Below are 21,298 nucleotides of genomic sequence, written 5' to 3'. Positions count from 1 at the left end.
TACGCCATGATGATGCCAGAACACACAACCCATGAGGCCGCACATAATCATCCCACGTCTCTAGATAAACCTAGCGACGACGGAAAGAGGAACACACTGATCAGCAAAGCCATCAAGGCTTTCATTCCAGTATTGCAGTATGTGCAAGCCAAATACGGGAATGATCCTCATCTCGATAAACTAGCTCTTGCTGCTTGTCCCGATTTGGAAGCAGCAGTTACTGGAGTGGCAGCGCTTTCCGCAGTGCGTGAGCTTCACGGACCGTTTGGCCATATCGTTGGTCGTCGCGATTTGCGAGAGGACGAATGGAGCCTCGAGAACGACCCGGTTGACGAAGATGACGCCGCCAAGGGATTTTTTTCGGTACCGTTGTACGCCCTGACCGATCCATTCAAGGAAATTGGAGTTGACGGGCCAGCGAATGCAAACTCTCCGGCAACGCGTGAGCTGGCGTTGGAGGAACACCTTCAGGCTATAGAACAGCAGCTTGCCATTAATCTTGAATATTTCCACGACGAAAAGCGCTTCCTGCTTGAAACGCTTCAAGCTCACATCACCACGCGCATCGCCGCCATCCGCGCCCTATCCTCCCCGGACCATGCCGACGCCGGTAAGGTCGAGGGGGATGGGTGGTTGCCGATTGAAAGCGCGCCGAAGGATGGGACGGAGATTACTGCCCGCAGAAGTAACCGTTTCAAGGCGTTCTCATGCTTTTTCTGTCATGGAGAATGGCTTCATTATGATCATGAAGATGGACTGATTTCATATCGCCCAACAGAATGGAAGCCGTTCCCGCAGTCCTCTGCACCAGCTTCGGAGGGCGCGGAATGAACAAGCCATCAAAACAGCAAGTCAAAGACGTGATGGAAGAGGTGGAAGAACTCGATCTTCCAGATGGTGCGCATTGGGCGCTTATTCATGACCGGCTTGGATTGGATTACGGCGATGTATTCGACTTTATTGCCAATGATCCTGAATTTTTCGATTGCCACCCATCAGGAGGCGACCGTCATGGCGAGTGAACTGAAGCCTTGCCCTCTGTGTAGCGCTGATCCGTCTTCGAAATTCACGGATATCAAGGCCGCTATCTGGTGTGAGCCTTGCGGCCTACACATGGAATATTCAACTGCGATGGTATCTCTGCGCATTGCCGAAGAACATCAACGGGGCATTCTCACAAAACGCTGGAACACCCGCCCCACCCCCGTTGCTCCCTTATCGCCGGATGCTACCGGCAAGTACAGGGAGTTGGAGACGGTTGAACACCAGTATTGGCACAACCAAACATACGAATGGCTTCCGACTGGCTTTCCAGACCGTTACCGAAAGGACGGCTTCCTTGTCCGCGAACTCGTCACCCGCTCGCAGGCTGAGGAGCTATTGGCGGCGGAACGGGCGGAGAGTGACAGGCTTGCCAGTATCGCCAGTCAGCAGATGGCGCGTGCTGAGCAGACCGAACTGAAAGAGCGTTGGCTAAAGGAAATGGTTACGACCGTAATTTCCAATCCAATTGGCAGCGTTCAACATTATCGGTCCGTAGAAGATGCTCGTCTTGCACTTGGAAATCCCGAAGCGGCTTTGTCTGAGAATGAGAAGCTTATTCAACGCGCTCAAAAGGCTGAAGCCGACAACGCGGCGCAGGCAGCGCGGATTGAAGAACTGATCGGCACAAACATCGCTGTAGCCAGACGCCAAGAAGAATTGGCCAACCAACTCGCGGAAACCAAAGGGCTATTCAAAACAGCCGACGACTTAGCGTGGCAACGTGGCGCGGCAATCGAAGCCCTCGAAGCCAAGCTCGCGGCTGCTGAAAATGGCGTCCGATACGCGCTTGCCAATTTGCGCATGAACAAAAGTGATGAGGCATTTCTCGCCTCCGTTCTGGGAAGGAAGCCGTCATGAAAATCATCAGACAAGGCACCCTGACTAAGAACGTGACCTACACGCTCCAGTGCCGCAAATGCTCAACATTAGTGCAGGCTGAAGCGCATGAAGGCCGCACCGTCCACGATCCGCGAGACGGTGACTGTCTCGTTTTCGACTGCCCGACCTGCGGCAACGAAATGTGGGTGAATTACAAAGCGCAGGAACGGAGAATGTCATGGTGACCGACCTCATTACCCGTCTCTCCAAGCTAGACGCACCTGACAGGACGACCGCAGCAACCAAGCAGAAAATCCGCGATGCCTTCGCAGGCGTAAAGCCGTGCATCGCCCTCTTGCGCGCAAAGGAGGCCAGCAAGCTATGAACAAGCCTAGCGATGTTGATATCCGCAATGCCATCGATTACGCGCTGCGCCGTTGCCCGATTGAGGAATCAGCCGAGGGCGATGAAGGTGACTTTGTGATGGAAATCACGGATCCAGCCACGGTAACGCCTTTCGTCATGTGCTTACTGGAGGAGCTGGGCGTCATTTAAACGATAGCCGGACTAAAAGGCAGCGCGATTTTCTTGAGCTCGCTCTGCCGCCAATCCAGCGAGCCGCCCATGCCATACCGGGGGCGTTCGATTGTGTGCCCCATCAACAGCCGCCGCAGTTCATCATCCAGATTAGCCTCTTTCATTCGGTCCTCAAAAGAATGGCGGAATGAATAGATCTTATGTTGAGGCGTCGGGAAGAGGCTATTTTCCTTAAAATATTTGTTTAGCGTGGCGGATAGATCATTCTCACGGTTACGGTAACGCGGGAATCCTTGCTTGTGCTTGCGAAAAACGGCGAGCGCTACGCCGACCAAAGGTACGAGGCGCTCAGACGAAGTCGTTTTGATCTCACGCGGATCGTCCGGATCATCGCGCGGCTCGATAGCAATATGCGGAACCTTGTGCGAAAGCCGGATCGACGACGCGGTCAGGTTTGCCAACTCACTTGGTCGCGCCCCTGTTTCGATTAGCGCCAGCACAATCCCTCGAGCTTCATCATTCAAAGTCGCAAGATTTCCCGGCTTCATAATCGTTCCGGTCAGCCACTCACGAGGGAACGGCGGGCGGGAGCGCTTCTTCCGGGTGGAGAAGTTGAGGCGCGCAAACGGGTTCGCCCTGCCTTCCTCACCGATATAGGTGAAATACGCGTCATAAAGTACTCGCATGTTGCCGATGTCGCGATTGCCAGACGAAGCCGAGTGAGTGGACTTTCCCTCTTTGGGCGCGATCCTGGACAACCAATGACGGTATAGCTTCATCGCATCATCGCGCGTGATATCGGTCATCGCCTTATCACCCTCGACGAGAGCAATAAAATTGTTAACGGCGCGCAACTTCACCTTTTTCCATTGAGCCTTTTGAACAGCACTCTTGTTCACCAGCTCATCCGGCACAATCTCATCGCAGTAGATCTCGAATGCCTTGCTGACGGTCACATCAGGAACAGGAATACCACCGGCAACGCCTTGCGCCAGCTCTTGCGGCAACCGCTCGCTGGCAACGCGCTCCAGTCGGGTAACAATCTCGTCAAGTGACGATTGCGCGCTCATCGTCTGCGCAGATCGGTATGTCAGTCCGAGAGCTTCGACGCGCTTCATCGATGCTTCATATCGTGAGCGGGCCGGATCACGCGGTTCATCAAGCACCATTGATGCCCAAAGGATATTGTCAGCCTCTTCCATCAAATCCCGCTTGGCACGGGCGAGAGCGAGATCATCGGTTTTCAGGCTGACGCGAATCGTTGGCGCGCGCTCATCGCGGAGGGCGAGATTGTCCGGCACGCGACGACGATAATAGTATTTTCCGGACCTCAGAAACAGGAACCTGTCGGCATCTCTTTTAGATGAATTTCGCCCCATCAACCCACCATATCGCACCGAAAAAACGAGCTTAAAAACTCAGTTTGTAGCACAATATGTATCACAGTTTGGGGCAAAAATGTAAACCGCCAATTTTCAATTTGGCTGTTTTTCGTTTGTTTTCAATTAGTTGCTGATTTGAAGGAGAGTAAATTGTGGTGCGGATGGAGGGACTCGAACCCCCACGGTCTCCCGCCAGAACCTAAATCTGGTGCGTCTACCAATTTCGCCACATCCGCTTCTGAACCGAAGCACATTCCTCAGAACGCACCATTATTCGTCTCAGATATTGAACCGCCCCTCGAAAGCGCGCGTCTCTATATCATCCAATTTTCCCGGTTCAAAGGAAAAAAGCCGCCTTCCTTGCATAGATTTACAAGGTTCGATCAGGCTGAGCTCTTCCTACCCTTTCCGTCTCTATATAGCGATCCTGTCGCATCAGCCAACCCTTTTGAAACAGGGCGTGATGACAGGATCAATAAAGAGGCTCCTGATAAAGCTGCCGGCCGTCTTCCTGCAGGGCTTTGATGACCGGCGTTCCGTTCGGATCGACCGCCACAACGGCAGTAATCCGCCGCTCGCGCTGGCTGTCTTCAATCGCACGTCCCTGCCCCTCGGGTACATAATACCGTTCGATGCCAAAATTGAGACGAATATTCGATTCCGCATCATCGGATATAGAATAAGCAGCCTCGCCCCGAATCTGCTCCTCACCGGAGGTAAGGTCTGAAAGCGGAACGAATGACGCGCGTGAAAACCGCGCTATCCCGTTTGTATCGGGCTTCACGGCCACATAGACGGTTCGCGAACCGGCAGGACGCTCGCCCTGAATATCCTTTCGGGACAGACTGGAAATCTCGTACCCCAGAACGACATAGTCGCCGCGCATCAGATCGCGCGGGTCGAAAGGCTCCGTCTGCAGCGTCACTTCCGCACCCGAACGCAGGACAGAGGCGCGCTTTTCTATGCCTGCATAAAGAATGCCGGTCTGCAGCAATGCAGTGACGGTTGCCCCGACATAGAGCCATTTGAGCCGAATAATCATAGGCGGGCCTCCACGCTGCTTTTCCTTCCGAACCGGTTCTCCATGCGTCTCACAAAAGCAGCCAGCAGCAGCACGAGAATGCCCGCAGTCAGGAAGAAGCCGGATGTTCCGATCATGGTGCCAACCGTCTCGAAAGCCAGATAGAGAACCTGGATCGAAAATGCGGCATAGGCGATGGAACGCAGGCCGCCATTATTTCGACCGGCAACAGCAATCGCCCCGATCGCGAGCGCCAGTATGAAGATGCTATATAATATGTCCCTATCCAGATTTGCGGTAACGCTGGAATAGGAGAACATCTGGTTGATCTGAAGCGTAACAAGCGCCAACAGCGCGAGAGCCAGCCCGTATGCCGCGAGCGGATGAGCGAAGCGGGTCAGTCTCTGCACCGTATCATGGGCAAAACCGTCAGCCAGTATCAGACCGATTCCCACGACCAGCATAAGCACCAGCACCGTATTGCTCTCATGCTCCGCATAGACGAGCAAAGCCCAGCCGATGGAGAACATTGCCCACAGATGGGCTGCATGTCGCGAGCGCGTGAACAAGGCCGCTGCAGCACCGAACAGCAAAAGCAGCGGTCCGATCCAGCGATAGGTCACGTCATCATAGGACGAGGTATCAAAAACGTAGGTCGAAAGATAAAAGCAGGCGACACCGGCACCGAAAGCCGCCAGCACCGGCGCGCGTAGAAGAAAAGCCGAAACCAGAACGCCTATGGACCAATAGATTGCGGCGGAATGGATGTCGCCGGACAAATGATACATTTGCCCCACAAGCGCCAGCCCTGCCCCGAACGATGCAGCACCCACAATATAGAGCGTAGCCGGAAACAGCTTGTCACCACGAGACTGCCGCCAGGCTCCACCGAGATAACTCACCCAAATAAGAACGAATATGAGGCCGATGCGCATGAGGCGCGGCATTTCCTGCCAGTTCGCGGCAACCAGCATGATAACGGCTGCGCCGAGAAGCAGCCCGCCAAGCGTGGCCAGAACGGAACCAAGGCTGAAGACCGAAGCGCGCTTTTCAAGGTCGGCATTCAGTTTCGATGCTGTTTCCGCATCGATCAGACCGTCCCGCTGCCATCTCTCGATCAGGCGTTCAACAGAAATGGAAAATGACAAATTAGCTCCTGGTCATTCTGTCAGTTGTTGCTGTCGCAACCGTAAGCGTTTGAGAACATATAGGAAACTGCGCTGCCGGCAAAGAGTGGATCAAATCGCTTTGCGGCAATTTTGTGCCGTACCAGTCTAATCGATTTAACGTGTCGTGCAGAACCCGCAGAGCAGCTATGCAAACTCGGGTCTGCAACCTGCGAAAACAATAGCTTATATCATGGGCAACAAACGAGATGAATTGAACAGAACTCCAGTTCCTCAACGATGAAGGAATAGCACGATGAACCTCCTCCGCTCTTACAACAACTGGCGCCGTTACCGCGACACCGTCAATGAACTCAGCCAGCTCTCCACCCGTGAGCTGAACGATCTTGGCATCTCCCGCGCGGACATTCCGTTCGTGGCTCGCCAGACCAAGGCCCGTTAATTAACGAGCCTCACAGTTTCTCCCGATAGGGGTTTCTCCAAGTCTGGATCCTCCTCCCACCAGACTTGGTTCATCGCAGAACCATCCTCCTCCCAGGTTTTGCGATAACAAGACCGGTTCTCCTCCTCCCAATGCCGGTCTTACCATAATGGCATCCGTCGCTCCTCCTCCCGCGACGGATGCCATTTCTTTTTGCGGCTCGATTCCCATCCTTAGCGAGCCTTCTCCATTGAAGGCGTTCAGCAAAGGCGATAAGGGAATGGCCCATGTCAAACACATCCGATCTTTCTCCCGTTCACGTCGTCGGCGGCGGTCTTGCCGGTTCTGAAGCTGCATGGCAGCTCGCGCAGGCGGGCGTGCCCGTCATACTGCACGAAATGCGCCCCGTACGCGGCACCGACGCCCACAAGACCGAGCAACTGGCCGAGCTTGTCTGTTCCAACTCTTTCCGCTCGGATGATGCCGAAACCAATGCCGTCGGCGTTCTTCATGCCGAAATGCGCCTTGCCGGATCGCTCATCATGGCGTGCGCCGACACACATCAGGTTCCCGCAGGTGGTGCGCTGGCCGTCGACCGCGAAGGCTTTTCGCAGGCCGTCACTGCCAAGCTTGAAGCCCATCCGCTGATTACAATCGTTCGGGAAGAAGTCACCGGCCTGCCGCCTGAGGAATGGGGAACGACCATTGTTGCCACCGGTCCCCTGACCGCGCCTTCACTGGCTGAGGCCATTCAGGCGCAAACAGGAGCGGATGCTTTGGCCTTCTTCGATGCCATTGCTCCGATTATCCATTTTGATTCGATCAATATGGATGTCTGCTGGTTCCAGTCGCGCTATGACAAGGTTGGCCCCGGCGGCACCGGAAAAGACTACATCAACTGCCCGATGGACAAGGAGCAGTATGAGGCCTTCGTGGCCGCATTGGTCGAAGGCGACAAGACCGACTTCAAGGAATGGGAAGGCACTCCCTATTTCGACGGTTGCCTGCCGATCGAGGTGATGGCCGAACGCGGGCCGGAAACCTTGCGTCATGGGCCGATGAAGCCGATGGGCCTTACCAACGCCCATAATCCGACTGTGAAGGCTTATGCCGTCGTGCAGCTCCGTCAGGACAATGCGCTCGGCACGCTCTACAACATGGTCGGTTTCCAGACGAAGCTGAAATACGGCTCGCAGACCGGCATCTTCAAGATGATTCCGGGTCTCGAAAATGCGGAATTCGCCCGCCTCGGCGGCCTTCACCGCAACACCTATCTGAATTCTCCCGTGCTGCTCGACGGTACGCTTCGCCTGAAATCACGCGAAACACTGCGCTTTGCCGGTCAGGTGACGGGTTGTGAAGGCTATGTCGAATCGTCAGCCATTGGATTGCTGGCAGGTCGTTTCACTGCAGCAGAAAAGCTGGGGCAGACGTTGACGCCACCTCCCGGAACAACCGCGTTCGGTGCCCTGCTCGGTCATATAACGGGTGGGCACATCGTTGCCGACGACGAACCGGGCAAGCGTTCGTTCCAGCCGATGAATGTGAATTTCGGGCTTTTCCCGCCCGTCGATGTTCCGAAGCCGGAAGGCAAGCGTCTGCGTGGCAAGGAAAAGACTGTTGCCAAGAAACGCGCGCTTTCCGCACGTGCTCTGGCTGACTGCCGTCAATGGCTGGGCTTGTTGGGGCTGGGCTCGGGGCTAGAACCGGCTGAGTGATATTGCGATGGGCTTCGGTTCGAAGTGGACTGAAGCCCATCGGTTCCGGCTACTCAGAAGTTGGCTCTGAACATGAGCCATTGCTTCCGGATGGCTGAAATGTCCGCCACATTTTCCGCAGCCTGTGCGCCCAGGCGCTCGATTGCTCGCAGATAGGCCGGAACAAGCGCCAAAGGCAGAAACGCTGGAACAAGGCTCTTCGGCATCTGTGACTTGTTCTTCTCGAAAATCGCCAGATGTTCACGCGCGAAAGCCAGCATGATGCTGATCACGCGCTCGACAGCAGCCTTGTCTTCGCCAGCAATAAAAGCCTCGCGTGTCACACCGACTGCCTGCAACATATCGGCAGGCACATAGAGTTGCCCACGCCGCCGGTGAATAGGCATAAGGCGAAGCAAGCCGGTTACGGCCTGTGCCACGCCAGCATGGCCGGTTATTTCCGTCTGTGCCTGCGCGGCATCCCTGTCCAATATAAAGCCGGCTAACTGGATGATTGCCGATGCGGTTTCCCCGCAATAACCTTCCAGATCATTGCGGCTGGGCATCGGATCGTCATAAAGATCGAAGATGCGCGCTTCGCAATAATTGTCGAAAGCAGTTCGCGGCAGCTCATATTTTTCAATGGTGTTGATCAGCGCTGCGGCAACGGGATGTGCTTCCGCACTGCCCCTCGCCTCGCCGTTGATGAGATCGCGCCACCATTGCAGCCGGACTTCGCCCGGCAGCGGTTCGTGAACCAAATCACGGATACGCGCGACTTCGGCGTTGAATGCGTATAATGCAGCCAGACCGCCACGATGATCCTCCGGCGCATAAAGCACTGACAGATAGCGGTCCCGGTCAGCTTGGCGAAGCAATGCCAGGCAATGTGCCTCATTCTCGTTCATGATGTCAGTCTACAGCAATCAACGCCGCTGCGACCGCACGATCTTCGGCCAGAAGCACATTATAGGTGCGAACGGCGGCACCTGTACTCATCGGATCGGAAGAAATGCGGTGTTCGCGCAGGATAGCGCGCACGTCTTCTGGAATACGGCGCAGATCCATGCCCGTGCCTACCAGCAGAATTTCAATATCGGATGCCTGCTCAAGGATCATCTTGAGATCGGCTTTGGCCAGTGTCGGCGGCGTCGCAGGTTCCCAGCCATGAATGCCCGAAGGCAGGCAAAGAATGGAACCGCGATGCGACATTTCGGCAAAGCGGAATCCACCGTCGCCATAGGCGTCAATGGGAGCACGGCCCGGAAAATGGGCCTCGCGTATCTCTATCCCTTTGGCCATTTTCAGCTTTCCAAATTCAGCGATTGCGCCAGTTCATCATCCATTTGATCGCTGGATTCATCCGGCCCACGCGGCTTGAGGCCGAACTGAACCAACAATGGAGCGGCGATGAAGATCGATGAATAGCTTGCAACAATGATACCGACGCTCAGTGCCAGTGCAAAGCTGCGAATATCCGCGCCACCGAAGGCATAGAGTGGAATATGCGCGAGAAAGGTCACAAAGGACGTCAGCAAGGTACGCGACAGCGTCTGGTTGATCGAGGCATCGATGATGGCAGGCAGTGGTGCGCTTTTATAGACGCGCAGGTTCTCACGCACGCGGTCGTAGATCACCACCGTATCGTTCAGCGAATAGCCGATGATCGTCAGAATTGCTGCAACGCTCCAAAGATTGAACTCCATGCGGAAGACAATGAACATGCCCGCGAGAATGATGACGTCGTGCAAGGTTGAAAGCACCGCACCAAGCGCGAGCTGCCAGCGGAACCGGACCCATACGTAAATGAAGATACCGATCAGCGACAGAATGACCGCCAGAACTCCGGCGCGCGAAAGCTGTTCCGAAACGGTCGGCCCGACGACTTCAACGCGCTGGAATGAGTAGTCCTGCTCGAACTCTCCGCGCAGTTTCACCGCGACGGTTTGTTCGGCATCGTCGCCGACTTCCTGACTGCCGATAATGACAAGGGCAGAGCGCGGAGACTTTGCCGGCAGAACGCGGGCGCTGTCGATATTGAGTTCGGTAAGACGTTCGGTGATGTCTTCAATATTGGCGTCACCGCTGCGGGCCTGCAGTTCAACCATCGAACCGCCACGGAAATCAATGCCGTAGTTGAAGCCGATATTGACGAACAGCGCGACCACGATAGCGCAGGCCAGCACCGAGATGCCGAGCGTCACGAATTGCAGACGCATGAACGGAATGTGCGTTACAGTCGGAACCAGTTTCAGACGACGCTTCGGCACTTCCTTCGGTTTGGCTGTGCGCACCCACTGCGCGATCAGCAAGCGGGTGAAGGTGAGCGTCGTGAAGAGCGTGGTGCCGATGCCGACCGCGACCGTCAGCGCGAAGCCATGAACCGTCCCCGACCCGAGCAGAAACAGAACGAGCGCTGCAATAAGTGTGGTGAGGTTTGCGTCGATGATGGTCGAGAGTGCGCGATAGAATCCGGATTCCATCGCCTGGACAACGGAATAGCCCTTGCGGCGATCTTCGCGCACACGTTCGTAAATCAGGATGTGGGCGTCAACGGCCAAACCTATGGTCAGTACCAGACCGGCAATACTGGCGAGACTGATCGAGGCGCCGATCAGCGAGAGTATGGCTGTCAGAATGATGATGTTGACGGCCAGTGCGACCATGGCGATCACACCGAGGATACCGTAGGACAAGACCATGAACAGGCCGACGAGCAGTGCCGCAAGCAATGCTGCCAGTGCGGCCGCGCTGGCATAGTCCTCGCCCAGAGCCGACGCAATCGTGCGTTCTTCCAGAACCGTTACATCTTGCGGCAGCGCGCCGGAACGCAGCACAACGGCCATATTGTTGGCCGCCTGAAGATCGAAAGCACCTGAAATCTGCAGCTCATTCGTATCGAGCTTCTCATCGACGGCAGGCGCGGAAACGATCTGATTGTCGACGACGATAGCAAAGCTACCACCAACCAGATGCGATGTTGCTTCGGCAAGATTTTTGCGGCCTGCATCGTCCAATGTCAGCGTGATGACAGGCTCACTATCGTTATCCGACAGCGTCGCCTTGGCATCCGTCACATTGGCGCCAGTCAGGATCGGTTGCTTCTTGACGAGATAGCCGACAGGCGGATCGTCATAGGAATAGATGATTTCACTGTCAGCGGGCGGTGTACCGCGAATGGCATCATCCGGTGACATGGTGCTGTCGACGGCGCGGAAAGAGAAATTTCCACGAACGCTGAGAATGTCTTTCAGAAGCTGCGCGTCATAGACACCGGGAACTTCAACCCGAATCTGATTGCGGTTTTCCTCTTCGACGAGAGGTTTGCCATAACCAAGCTCCTCCAGACGCTGCCGCATGATATTTGCGGTGCGCTCGAGCTCCCCTCGTCCGGGATTCTGCACCTGCAGGACCAGACGTGAGCCGCCGGAGAGATCGAGCCCAAGAGCGATCTGCTGCTTCGGCAGGAAATTTGGCAGTTTTGCCAGCGTTTCACGCGAGAAAAAGTTAGGGGATGCGATGATGAAACTCACGAGAACCGCGAGCCAGATCAGGGCAGATTTCCAGCGTGAAAAATAGAGCATAGAGCAGCAATTCCGTATCAGCTTGGATAGAGCATGCCGGAGTTCACCTGTTGCGAACCGCTCTCCGGCGTCGTGGCACGCGCATCGTATATTAGCGCGCACCGAATAATGCGCAGGCCCCGGTTATGGAAACCTTACCGGGGCCTGCGTGTCGTAAAAAGAATTACTTGTTCTTGTTGTCGGCGACGGGCTCGCCCTTGACGCGAACATCCATCAGCGTGCTGCGCATAACGCGGATGCGCACGCCTTCAGCGATTTCGACTTCAAGTTCGTTGTCATCAACAACCTTCTGAACCTTGCCGACAATGCCGCCGCCGGTCACGACGGTATCGCCACGACGAACCTGGGTCAGCATTTCCTGACGCTTCTTCATCTGGGTCCGCTGCGGGCGGATGATAAGGAAGTACATGATCACGAAGATCAGGATGAACGGCAGAATGCTCATGAGCATATCTGGTCCAACAGCGCCGCCGGATGCCTGAGCGAAAGCCGGTGTTACGAACATTAGGAACTCCTCTGAAGTCTCGAAGACAAATTATTATCGGCATTACAATGGTTAGCGCGCCAAATGCAACCGGCGATGATCCCGCCTGCGCCAAGGTCGCACACTTTTCGCCTCCGCTGTGACATGTTAAGCCGTTAGCCCTATCATCAGGGGCATGAAATGACGACCGAAGACATACTCAGCCAGAAACTGGACCGTTTGATCGCCGCTCTGGAACGCATTGCGCCGCCGGAAGCCAAAACACCCGATCTTGATGCCGCAGACTGCTTTGTCTGGGCTCCCGAACGACTGACCCTGGATCCGGTCAAGCGCGTCAACCGAGTGGATATCGCACTGATCCGTGGCGTAGATTTGGTACGTGATCAGCTCGTGGACAATACCCGGCGCTTCGCAAAAGGATTTCCGGCAAACAATGTTCTGCTCTGGGGTGCGCGCGGCATGGGCAAATCCTCGCTCGTCAAGGCTGCACAGGCAAGTGTGAACGCTGAAATGGCGGATCGCGCTCCGCTCAAGCTGATCGAAATTCATCGCGAGGATATCGATAGTCTTCCGACATTGATGAACCTCATCAAGGATACGGACTATCGCTTCATCCTGTTTTGCGACGACCTTTCCTTCGATCATGACGATACGTCCTATAAATCGCTCAAGGCCGCGCTTGAAGGCGGCGTAGAAGGTCGCCCCGGCAATGTGATCTTTTATGCGACCTCGAACCGGCGCCATCTGATGCCGCGCGACATGATCGACAACGAGCGCTCGACGGCAATCAATCCTTCGGAAGCGATTGAGGAAAAGGTATCGCTGTCGGACCGTTTCGGCCTCTGGCTCGGCTTCCACAAATGCAGCCAGGACGATTATCTCGCGATGGTCGATGGCTATGCGGCCTATTTTAAGCTGGCTTACAATCCGGCCAAGATGCATGCCGAAGCGCTGGAATGGTCCACCACGCGCGGAAACCGTTCGGGGCGCGTTGCCTGGCAATATATCCAGGATCTGGCAGGTCGCCTCGGGATTGCAATGTAAAGAAGACGGAACCAACCAAAAAAGAAAGGCGGGCTTTTGGCCCGCCTTCTTTCGTTGTTAGATTTTGATCACGATTCCAGATACTTGGAAGGATTGACCGGAGCCGAATTTTTGCGCACTTCGAAATGCAGCTTCGGGGATTTCGCGTTGCCGCTCATGCCCGATTTTGCAACTTCTTCACCGCGGCGAACCTTCTGTCCGCGCTGAACCAGTATCTGGCTGTTGTGACCGTAAACGGTGACGAGGCCATTGTCGTGGCGGATCAGAACGGTCTGTCCGAACTCCTTGAGACCGTCACCGGCATAGATGACGACGCCGTTCTCAGCAGCTTTCACCGATGTGCCTTCCGGAACCATGATGTCGATACCGTCGCTTACCGATGTACCGTCACGCTGGCCGAAGCTTGCGAGAATACGGCCACGTACCGGCCAGCGCATCTGTGAAATACCGGTGGAAGAAGGCGCTGCCGCCTGATCCTTTTCGGCATCTTCGATCACCTTGTTGCTCGCCTGTGGCGGCGTGTAAGGCTTCACATCGGCGTTGGCGGCTGGTGCGGCGGCCTTGGCCGGGTTTTCCGGAGGCTGTGAAACCGCTGCGACCTGCGTTGCATTGCCCGCTGCAGCAGAAGGAATGACGAGCGCCTGTCCGACGCGGATAGCGCCGTTCGACAGACCGTTTGCCTTCTTCAACTGTTCGACAGGAACATTGTGCTTCTGCGCGATGGAGAAGAGCGAATCGCCGCTCTTAACCGTGTAGGTGCCGTTCGGCGCCGGCGGCGTCGTAGCATTTGCGCCTGCCGAAGCCATATCGTTCGCCGAAGGCTTCTTGCCGTTGACGGCAGGTGCCTGCGGGACAACCGCGATATTATTATCCGTTGGCCGGGGCATGGCTGGGTTCGCCGGAAGCTGCCCGAGAACCTTTTCCTGCGCACCATTTACGGTGTTGCGCGTAGACGTTGCCGCGCTGGCGACTTTGGTTTCTGCTGCATTGACCGTGTTGTTCACACGGTTTGCGGCCATGTCCTGCGCCTGCCCGACCTGATTCTGAATGTTATTGGATGCCGCTGCGACCGGAGCCTGAACCGACTGCCGTGCCGCCGCGACCGGTGCTGCCATCGGCGCCGAAGACACCGGAGGCAATGAATTGCGCTGAACGGAACCGCTCGATGCGGGAGCCACGGGAGCCGCAGATGCATAAAGATCGCCAGCCGGCTGCTGTGCGACACGCTGACTGGACGTAGAGCCCGTACTGATACCATCAGTGAAGCGCATCGTATCGGCACTGCACCCGGCACCAAAACCGGCAATCAGAACGATCGCGACATTCCGCAGGAGACGTTCAGACGTGTGCTGCAAAATTTGTAAACGCATGTTCAACTCGCCCATACTCGAAACTCAGTAAGGTGATTAAAACGCGTTAATGTTACTCTCTGGTTAAGAACGGCAAATCTTCGAAAAAAGATTCACCAATTAAATACCATAAGCGCACAAAGCGACCAAAAGCCCTCCCTGGCGCTGCCAAAGAGAGCCTGATAGCCATCATTTTGACGAATCGATACGCGTTCCGTTCACAGAACGGACGAAACGCCCTCGATGAAAGGCTGATAGCGGACCGCCATCAGGTCCTCCTGCTCGAATCGGCTGCCGACCTTGGCGATACGTGTCATGATCTGTCGGCCATCTCCCGGACCGATCGGAGCGATCAGCACGCCATGCGTTGCCAGAAGATCAACGAAATGACGCGGCACTTCGTCGAAGGCAAGCCAGATCAGGATGCGGTCAAAGGGGCCACCCGGCATTCCATGGCGACCATCGGCATGTTTGACCATGATGTTTTCGCGCTTAAGCGACACGAATTGCTGCAAGGCGTGGTCGCAGAGCTTGCGATAACGTTCGACCGTTGTGACACGACCGGCGAGCGAAGACATAACAGCAGCCGTGAAACCGGAGCCGGTTCCGATCTCCAGCACACGATGGCCGGGTTCCAGCTTGAGCGCGGCGATGGCGCGAGCCTGATCATCAATGCCCTCCATGTACTCGCCGCAGTCAAGCGGCGCAGTACGGGAGCTGTAGGAAAGATGAGACCATGACGACGCGAGAAAGCTCTGGCGTGGTGTGGACTCGATGGCTGCAAAAAGGCGCGGATCGTCAATCCCGTACCCGCGCATTCGCATAACGAAGGATGCGAATCCTTCTCTGTCCGAAAGCCGTGGGCGCTCAGACGCTGCCTGCCTCATGCTTCAACCCCCAAGTTCTGCAACCCCAAGTGCTGCGCTCAATTCTGCCCGAACCTTATGCGCGGTCAGATCGAGGTGCAACGGGGTTACAGAAATGCAATCGGAACGAATGGCTGCAATGTCGCTGTCGTCGGCGACCGGAGCCTTGCCACGGCCAAAATGCAACCAGAAATACGGGAAACCACGCCCGTCGCGACGCTCATCGAGGCGGGCATCATGGCTGAGCTTGCCTTGAGCTGTGACGCGCGTTCCCTTGACTTCATCCGCACCGCAGTTCGGGAAGTTGAGATTCAACAGGACGCCTTCCGGCCATCCTGCCTCCATCAGCTTTTTTATAAGATCAGGCGCGTGCGTTTCCGCCGTTTCCCACGGCACGATGCGGCGATCGCCTTCATATTCATATTCCTGCGACAGCGCGATAGACGGCACACCGAGCAACGTGCCCTCCATGGCGCCGGCAACCGTACCCGAATAGGTGACATCGTCGGCAATATTCGCGCCGGAGTTCACGCCCGAAAGAATGAGATCAGGCGCACCCGGCAGAACGTGGCGCACACCCATGATGACGCAATCGGTCGGCGTGCCGCGCAATGCGAAATGACGATCATCGATCTGGCGAAGGCGAAGCGGTTCCGACAACGTCAGCGAATGCGCGAGGCCGCTCTGGTCGGTTTCCGGAGCGACAACCCAGACATCGTCGGAGAGCTTGCGTGCGATCCGCTCCAGAACTGCGAGGCCTTCAGCGTGGATACCATCATCGTTCGTCAGCAGAATTCGCACGTCGTCACTCCTTCATTTATCAATAAATGTGATTCACGCAACTTTCTCTATCCGCGTGAGGCCGCCCATGTATGGCTGCAATGCTTCAGGAATATGAATGCTACCATCTTCTTCCTGATAATTTTCCATGACGGCGATCAGCGCGCGTCCGACGGCGACACCCGAACCGTTCAGCGTATGCACGAAACGGGTCGACTTCTCGCCTTCCGGACGATAGCGGGCGTTCATGCGACGGCCCTGGAAATCGCCGCAGACCGAGCAGCTGGAAATTTCGCGATAAGTGTTCTGGCCGGGCATCCATACTTCGATGTCGTAAGTCTTCTGTGCGCCGAAGCCCATGTCGCCGGTGCAGAGCACGACGGTACGGAACGGTAGGCCAAGGCGTTTCAGCACTTCTTCCGCACAGGCGGTCATGCGCTCATGCTCTGCGATCGAGCTGTCGGCATCGGTGATCGACACCATTTCCACTTTCAGGAACTGGTGCTGGCGCAGCATGCCGCGCGTGTCGCGACCGGCAGAACCCGCTTCCGAACGGAAGCATGGGGTCAGCGCCGTGTAGCGCTGGGGAAGCGACTTGGTATCGACGATTTCATCTGCAACCAGATTGGTCAGCGGAACTTCGGCGGTTGGAATCAACCCCAAACGCTTCGGAAGCATTGCCTTAGCTTCGATATCCATCGTTTGAAAAGTATCTTCTATAACAAAAGCACCTACGGCGTTCTGCACGACTGCATCAATTATCTCATCGACCCTCGTGCGGGAAAAAATTTCGCCACCGGCACTTAATGTCTCCGACGCAATACGTGTTATTGATTTCTTTACATCGGCAAACCACTCTGGCGTGCGCGGATCTGTAAAGAAAAGATCCTCTTCAAATTTAGGTAATTGGCCCGTTCCAAAAAAGGCCGAATCCTTAACCAATAACGGCGGCATTACTTCGGTATAACCATGCTCTCCACTATGAATATCAAGCATAAACTGACCGAGAGCGCGCTCAAGTCGTGCTAACGGACCCTTTAATACAGTGAATCGGGCTCCAGAAAGTTTCGCTGCCCGCTCAAAATCCATATACCCTAACGCTTCCCCTAACTCGTAGTGTTCCTTAGGTTGGAAAGAAAAGTTCCGTTGGTTGCCAACACGGCGAATTTCTATATTGCCAGTTTCGTCGGCACCCACTGGAACATCATCTAGCGGAATGTTGGGGAGACGAGACAGTGCATCATTCAACTCATGACTGATTTGGCGCTCAATGCGTTCAGCCTGCGCAAGAAAATCCTTCAACTCGGCAACTTCAGCCTTCAGCTTGTCAGCCGTCGCCGCGTCCTTCGCAGCCATGGCCTTGCCGATTTCCTTCGAAGCGGCATTACGGCGCTCCTGCGCGGCCTGAACCTTGCCAACATATTCGCGGCGTTTTTCGTCCAGCGCCATCAATTCGGACGACAGCGACTGAGCCCCACGCTTGGCAAGCGCCTTGTCGAGGGTTTCAGGGTTTTCGCGAATCCATTTGATGTCGAGCATGGGAAAAGCCGTTTCGTGAAATTGAACAGAAGAGAGGCCGCACAATCTGCGACCTCACAGAATCATAGTGACAAATCAGGACGATGAAGCGTTGTTTTCAGCGTCGGAAGCTTCCTGCGCCTCATCCCGCTTCTTCTCGATCATGCGAGCCACGATGATTGAAATCTCGTAGAGAAGGATTGTTGGCAAGGCAAGGCCGATCTGGCTCGCCGGATCGGGCGGGGTCAAGACCGCTGCAACGACGAAAGCAATGACAATTGCATATTTGCGCTTGTCCTTCAGGCCAGCCGACGTCACCAGTCCGACACGGGCCATCAGGCTCGTTACCACCGGCAGCTGGAAGACCAGACCGAACGCAAAGATGAGCGTCATGATGAGGCTCAGATATTCCGATACCTTCGGCAGGAGAGAAATCTGCACTTCACCGGCGCCGCCAGTCTGCTGCATTGCGAGGAAGAACCACATCACCATCGGCGTGAAGAAGAAGTAGACGAGCGCGCCGCCTGTCAAAAACAGGATCGGCGATGCAATCAGGAACGGCAGAAACGCCATGCGCTCATGCTTGTAGAGGCCGGGCGCCACAAACTTGTAAATCTGTGCTGCAATGATCGGAAATGCCAGCACGATGCCGCCGAACATGGCCACCTTCACCTGTGTGAAGAAGAATTCCTGCGGCGCGGTATAGATCAGTTCCGCTTTCGAGCGATCCATGCCCGCCCAGTCGAGCGCCCATTGATAAGGCACGACAAGCAGGTTGAAGAGCTGTTTGGCAAAAGCGAAACAGAAAATAAATGCCACGAAAAATGCCAGAATTGCCCAGATCAGGCGGCGGCGCAGCTCGATCAGGTGCTCAAGCAGAGGCGCTGCGCTCTGTTCGATTTCGTCCTCGTCGCGTGTCACGCTTTGGTTCCTGTCTTCTTCGTGGTCTTCTTGGCAGTTGTGGCGGCAGCAGCCTTGACCGTTCCAGCCTTTGCCGTTTCCGCTTTTGCCGCCGCGGGCTTTCGGGGAGCCGGCTTTGCAACGGAAGCCGCCTTCGGCGCAGCCTTCGTTTTGGCTACAGTGACTTCGGTCGCTTTATTCTCTGCCTTCGGTGCAGTCTTTCGGGTCGCCTTCTTGGGCGCTGCGGCTTTTTCCACAGCAGGCGGAACCGGTGCGCCACCGGCATCAACCGGCGTCGTCACTTCAGCGACTTTTTCAGGTGTCGCCGGAGACATGGAAGACGTGGACTGAAGGCCCGAGCGCAGATCCTCGCCCGCACTTCGAATCGGATCGAATACCTGCGTGATCTTCGAGCGCGGGTCTAGCTTGCGGGTCTCGTCGATGATGTTCTTGACGTCGTCAAGCTCAGCCTCTTTCAAGGCTTCGTCGAACTGCTGCTTGAACTCGTTGGCGGTGGCACGCATGCGCGCTGTCGCCTTGCCGAATGCACGCAGCATTTTCGGCAAATCCTTGGGACCGACCACCACGATCATCACGATCGCAATAATCAGAAGTTCAGACCAACCGATGTCGAACATATTCTTGATACCCCGCGCAATTCGCGCGCGCGTCCCGTCTTTCGGCGGAAAACCGCACTTGTAAATGGCAAAATATGCTGCGCGCGCTTGCACGTGCGCAGCATGCTTTATCCGTTAGATCAGGACTTGGTGGTTTTCTTGACGTCGTTGACGGTTTCGTCAGCCTTGGCGTCGATCGTACGACCCGAATCCCGCGCGTCATCCTTGGCGTCTTCGTCGGACATGCCCTGCTTGAAGTTCTTGATGCCCTTGGCAACATCACCCATCAGCTCGGGAATCTTGCCGCGGCCAAACAGAAGAAGGACAACCGCCAGGACGATCAGCCAGTGCCAGATGGAAAAGCTACCCATTTTATTCCTCTCATTGCCGCGAACGTGCGGCATGTTCCTGCAATGCCAGTTACGATTTAAGCGCTTTCAACAAATCTTTCAAACAGAAGTGTGACGGTGAACGGCTTTGCGACAAATAAAATTGGCTCCAAAGGCCATACTGAGACTATTCACCGCGTGGGGCGAGCAAGCCAAGGCTTTCCAGATCGATATCTTCGAGCGGCTCTTCGTCTTCTGTCAGCTCATCCGGGTCGATATTCGGCACCGGAACGGCAAAGCTCGATGGCATACGTGCCGAGAGCAGCCCTGCCCCGCGCAGCTCTTCCAGTCCCGGCAAATCGCGGATTTCCGGAAGGCCGAAATGGTCGAGAAACGAGTCGGTCGTGCCATAGGTGACCGGACGACCGGGCGTACGACGGCGTCCGCGCAATTTGATCCAGCCGGTCTCCATGAGGACATCCAGTGTGCCCTTTGAGGTCTCCACACCGCGGATATCTTCCAGCTCGGCGCGCGTGACCGGCTGGTGATAGGCGATGATGGCAAGCACTTCCATCGCGGCGCGGGACAGCTTGCGCTGCTGCACAGCTTCGCGGCTCATAAGAAAGGCGAGATCGGGTGCCGTACGGAACGCCCACGCACTGCCAACCTGAACAAGGTGCACGCCGCGCGTTTCATATATTTTCTGCAAATGTTTCAACACTGGCGCGACGTCAACATTGGCAGGCAGACGTTCGGCCAATGCGCGTTCGGAAACCGGTTCAGAGGACGCAAAAACAATGGCCTCGACAATGCGCGCAAGATCAGCAAGCCCCTGCGTCAAGACAGAAACTTCCGTTTCGATCTGATCGTCGTCACTATCGATTTCAGCCAGATTTCGACGTTCCGCCTCAGACATCCTCGTCCTCATCCAATTCGCTGATATCTCCTGTCGCCCGGATATAGATCGGCTCGAAAGGAGCGTTTTGCCTGACTTCCAGTTTGCCTTCACGCACAAGCTCAAGACTGGCGGCGAAGGAACTCGCGAGCGCCGAAGCTCTTTCTCGGGGCGAAAGCGCATAATCGATCAGGAAGCGATCGAGAGAAATCCAGTCGCCCACCGATCCCATCAAACGCACGAGCGCCACACGAGCTTCCTTCAATGACCAGACTGCGCGCTTGGCAATCTGCACCTGCGACACGGCCTGTCGCTGGCGCTGCGAAGCATAGGCGGTAAGAAGATCGTACAGCGTTCCAGAAAACTGGCTGGTCCTGTCCACCATGACCATTTCCGGCATACCGCGCGCAAAAACATCCCGCCCCAGCCGGTTGCGGTTGACGAGTTTCGCCGCCGCATCGCGCATGGCTTCAAGTCTCTTCAAACGGTAATGCAACGAAGCAGCCAGTTCTTCGCCGGTCGCTCCATCATCGCCCTGTTGCTTCGGGATCAGCAGCTTCGATTTGAGATAGGCAAGCCATGCCGCCATGACGAGATAGTCGGCCGCAAGTTCGAGGCGCAAGGCGCGTGCCTGTTCCACGAACACCAGATACTGCTCTGCAAGTGCAAGAACGGAAATACGGGCGAGATCGACGCGCTGGCTCCGCGCAAGGTGGAGCAGCAAATCAAGCGGGCCTTCAAACCCCTGCACATCGATGAGAAGCGACGGTTCACTTTCGCTACGCTCGGAATCGCCCTGCCACAGCGCGTCCATCGGCACGAGCGTGCCGTCTTTGCCGTCTGTGTCTGCTCCCGATGCCGCCAAACCCGTTTCCCTGCTGATA

At 55.9% G+C, this 21,298-nt stretch carries 25 protein-coding genes and 1 tRNA gene; 9 read left to right on the top strand and 17 right to left on the bottom strand.

What is annotated here, in order from left to right; translation table 11 throughout:
* Positions 1-6: 6 nt before the first annotated feature.
* Genes OHI65_RS14770 through OHI65_RS14745 form a run of 6 tightly spaced genes read left to right on the top strand, consistent with a single transcriptional unit; the run spans position 7 to position 2,418 of the window.
* Positions 7-831: a hypothetical protein gene (locus OHI65_RS14770; RefSeq protein ID WP_264359106.1), complete on the top strand. Its 825-nt coding sequence runs from the start codon at positions 7-9 to the stop codon at positions 829-831.
* Positions 828-1,022, top strand: a complete 195-nt coding sequence (locus OHI65_RS14765) for a hypothetical protein (protein WP_264359105.1) — start codon at positions 828-830, stop codon at positions 1,020-1,022. The genes OHI65_RS14770 and OHI65_RS14765 overlap by 4 nt, the downstream gene beginning before the upstream one ends.
* A complete protein-coding gene (locus OHI65_RS14760; protein WP_264359104.1) occupies positions 1,012-1,902 on the top strand; it encodes a hypothetical protein in 891 nt (296 codons plus the stop codon). Before OHI65_RS14765 ends, OHI65_RS14760 begins: the two co-directional genes overlap by 11 nt.
* A complete protein-coding gene (locus OHI65_RS14755) occupies positions 1,899-2,108 on the top strand; it encodes a hypothetical protein (protein ID WP_264359103.1) in 210 nt (69 codons plus the stop codon). Before OHI65_RS14760 ends, OHI65_RS14755 begins: the two co-directional genes overlap by 4 nt.
* Positions 2,102-2,248 carry a hypothetical protein gene (locus tag OHI65_RS14750; RefSeq protein WP_264359102.1) on the top strand — a complete coding sequence of 49 codons (147 nt, stop codon included), beginning with the start codon at positions 2,102-2,104 and terminating at the stop codon, positions 2,246-2,248. Before OHI65_RS14755 ends, OHI65_RS14750 begins: the two co-directional genes overlap by 7 nt.
* Positions 2,245-2,418, top strand: coding sequence for a hypothetical protein (locus tag OHI65_RS14745; RefSeq protein WP_264359101.1), 174 nt, complete (start codon positions 2,245-2,247; stop codon positions 2,416-2,418). Before OHI65_RS14750 ends, OHI65_RS14745 begins: the two co-directional genes overlap by 4 nt.
* Here OHI65_RS14745 and OHI65_RS14740 read toward each other — a convergent pair.
* The 4 genes from OHI65_RS14740 to OHI65_RS14725 all read right to left on the bottom strand — a co-directional run bounded on the left by OHI65_RS14740 (position 2,415) and on the right by OHI65_RS14725 (position 5,951).
* Complete coding sequence (locus tag OHI65_RS14740; protein ID WP_264359100.1) at positions 2,415-3,779, bottom strand: DUF6538 domain-containing protein; 1,365 nt, start codon at positions 3,777-3,779, stop codon at positions 2,415-2,417. The genes OHI65_RS14745 and OHI65_RS14740 overlap by 4 nt on opposite strands.
* A 156-nt stretch (positions 3,780-3,935) precedes the next feature.
* Positions 3,936-4,018 (bottom strand) — tRNA-Leu (locus OHI65_RS14735).
* Positions 4,019-4,254: 236 nt separating this feature from the next.
* Positions 4,255-4,824 carry a GDYXXLXY domain-containing protein gene (locus OHI65_RS14730; protein ID WP_264359099.1) on the bottom strand — a complete coding sequence of 190 codons (570 nt, stop codon included), beginning with the start codon at positions 4,822-4,824 and terminating at the stop codon, positions 4,255-4,257.
* Positions 4,821-5,951, bottom strand: a complete 1,131-nt coding sequence (locus OHI65_RS14725) for a DUF2157 domain-containing protein (protein ID WP_094513706.1) — start codon at positions 5,949-5,951, stop codon at positions 4,821-4,823. Before OHI65_RS14725 ends, OHI65_RS14730 begins: the two co-directional genes overlap by 4 nt.
* 274 nt (positions 5,952-6,225) lie before the next feature.
* Between OHI65_RS14725 and OHI65_RS14720 the strand changes: the two genes are divergently transcribed.
* On the top strand, positions 6,226-6,372 hold the full coding sequence (locus OHI65_RS14720) for a DUF1127 domain-containing protein (RefSeq protein WP_006466676.1): 147 nt from the start codon (positions 6,226-6,228) through the stop codon (positions 6,370-6,372).
* 266 nt (positions 6,373-6,638) lie between these two features.
* Positions 6,639-8,069 carry a methylenetetrahydrofolate--tRNA-(uracil(54)-C(5))-methyltransferase (FADH(2)-oxidizing) TrmFO gene (trmFO, locus tag OHI65_RS14715; protein ID WP_125334273.1) on the top strand — a complete coding sequence of 477 codons (1,431 nt, stop codon included), beginning with the start codon at positions 6,639-6,641 and terminating at the stop codon, positions 8,067-8,069.
* 53 nt (positions 8,070-8,122) lie between these two features.
* Here trmFO and OHI65_RS14710 read toward each other — a convergent pair whose 3' ends face one another.
* The 4 genes from OHI65_RS14710 to yajC all read right to left on the bottom strand — a co-directional run bounded on the left by OHI65_RS14710 (position 8,123) and on the right by yajC (position 12,137).
* Positions 8,123-8,956: a phytoene/squalene synthase family protein gene (locus OHI65_RS14710; RefSeq protein WP_264359098.1), complete on the bottom strand. Its 834-nt coding sequence runs from the start codon at positions 8,954-8,956 to the stop codon at positions 8,123-8,125.
* 4 nt (positions 8,957-8,960) lie between these two features.
* Positions 8,961-9,350 carry an Mth938-like domain-containing protein gene (locus tag OHI65_RS14705; protein WP_012092205.1) on the bottom strand — a complete coding sequence of 130 codons (390 nt, stop codon included), beginning with the start codon at positions 9,348-9,350 and terminating at the stop codon, positions 8,961-8,963.
* Positions 9,351-9,352: 2 nt separating this feature from the next.
* Positions 9,353-11,632, bottom strand: a complete 2,280-nt coding sequence (gene secDF, locus OHI65_RS14700; protein ID WP_264359097.1) for a protein translocase subunit SecDF — start codon at positions 11,630-11,632, stop codon at positions 9,353-9,355.
* A 163-nt stretch (positions 11,633-11,795) separates the two neighbouring features.
* Positions 11,796-12,137, bottom strand: a complete 342-nt coding sequence (gene yajC / locus OHI65_RS14695; protein ID WP_010661250.1) for a preprotein translocase subunit YajC — start codon at positions 12,135-12,137, stop codon at positions 11,796-11,798.
* Positions 12,138-12,296: 159 nt separating this feature from the next.
* Here yajC and OHI65_RS14690 point away from each other — a divergent pair, with 159 nt between their 5' ends.
* Entirely contained in the window at positions 12,297-13,160 is an 864-nt protein-coding gene (locus OHI65_RS14690) for an ATP-binding protein (RefSeq protein ID WP_264359096.1), read from the top strand.
* Positions 13,161-13,228: 68 nt separating this feature from the next.
* On the opposite strand, the gene dipM is transcribed toward OHI65_RS14690, so the two are convergent.
* The 9 genes from dipM to OHI65_RS14645 all read right to left on the bottom strand — a co-directional run bounded on the left by dipM (position 13,229) and on the right by OHI65_RS14645 (position 21,279).
* The gene (gene dipM / locus OHI65_RS14685; RefSeq protein WP_043062152.1) at positions 13,229-14,545 is read right to left on the bottom strand and encodes a cell division endopeptidase DipM; all 1,317 of its coding nucleotides are present in this window, start codon (positions 14,543-14,545) and stop codon (positions 13,229-13,231) included.
* 182 nt (positions 14,546-14,727) lie between these two features.
* Entirely contained in the window at positions 14,728-15,396 is a 669-nt protein-coding gene (locus OHI65_RS14680) for a protein-L-isoaspartate(D-aspartate) O-methyltransferase (RefSeq protein WP_264359095.1), read from the bottom strand.
* A gap of 3 nt (positions 15,397-15,399) precedes the next feature.
* Complete coding sequence (surE, locus tag OHI65_RS14675) at positions 15,400-16,176, bottom strand: 5'/3'-nucleotidase SurE (protein ID WP_264359094.1); 777 nt, start codon at positions 16,174-16,176, stop codon at positions 15,400-15,402.
* A 33-nt stretch (positions 16,177-16,209) separates the two neighbouring features.
* Positions 16,210-17,694: a serine--tRNA ligase gene (gene serS, locus OHI65_RS14670; RefSeq protein WP_264359093.1), complete on the bottom strand. Its 1,485-nt coding sequence runs from the start codon at positions 17,692-17,694 to the stop codon at positions 16,210-16,212.
* Positions 17,695-17,769: 75 nt separating this feature from the next.
* Positions 17,770-18,594 (bottom strand): twin-arginine translocase subunit TatC, encoded by an 825-nt coding sequence (gene tatC / locus OHI65_RS14665; protein ID WP_012092212.1) that lies wholly within the window; start codon positions 18,592-18,594, stop codon positions 17,770-17,772.
* The gene (gene tatB, locus OHI65_RS14660; protein WP_094513747.1) at positions 18,591-19,211 is read right to left on the bottom strand and encodes a Sec-independent protein translocase protein TatB; all 621 of its coding nucleotides are present in this window, start codon (positions 19,209-19,211) and stop codon (positions 18,591-18,593) included. Before tatB ends, tatC begins: the two co-directional genes overlap by 4 nt.
* Before the next feature lie 119 nt (positions 19,212-19,330).
* Positions 19,331-19,561, bottom strand: a complete 231-nt coding sequence (locus OHI65_RS14655) for a twin-arginine translocase TatA/TatE family subunit (protein ID WP_010661242.1) — start codon at positions 19,559-19,561, stop codon at positions 19,331-19,333.
* Between the two features lie 145 nt (positions 19,562-19,706).
* On the bottom strand, positions 19,707-20,435 hold the full coding sequence (scpB, locus tag OHI65_RS14650; protein WP_012092214.1) for an SMC-Scp complex subunit ScpB: 729 nt from the start codon (positions 20,433-20,435) through the stop codon (positions 19,707-19,709).
* The gene (locus OHI65_RS14645) at positions 20,428-21,279 is read right to left on the bottom strand and encodes a segregation and condensation protein A (RefSeq protein ID WP_010661240.1); all 852 of its coding nucleotides are present in this window, start codon (positions 21,277-21,279) and stop codon (positions 20,428-20,430) included. Before OHI65_RS14645 ends, scpB begins: the two co-directional genes overlap by 8 nt.
* Between the last annotated feature and the right edge of the window lie 19 nt (positions 21,280-21,298).

Source organism: Brucella sp. MAB-22 (assembly GCF_025908475.1).
Classification (GTDB): Bacteria; Pseudomonadota; Alphaproteobacteria; order Rhizobiales; family Rhizobiaceae; genus Brucella; species Brucella anthropi.
This window is presented reverse-complemented; position numbering and strand designations above follow the sequence as displayed.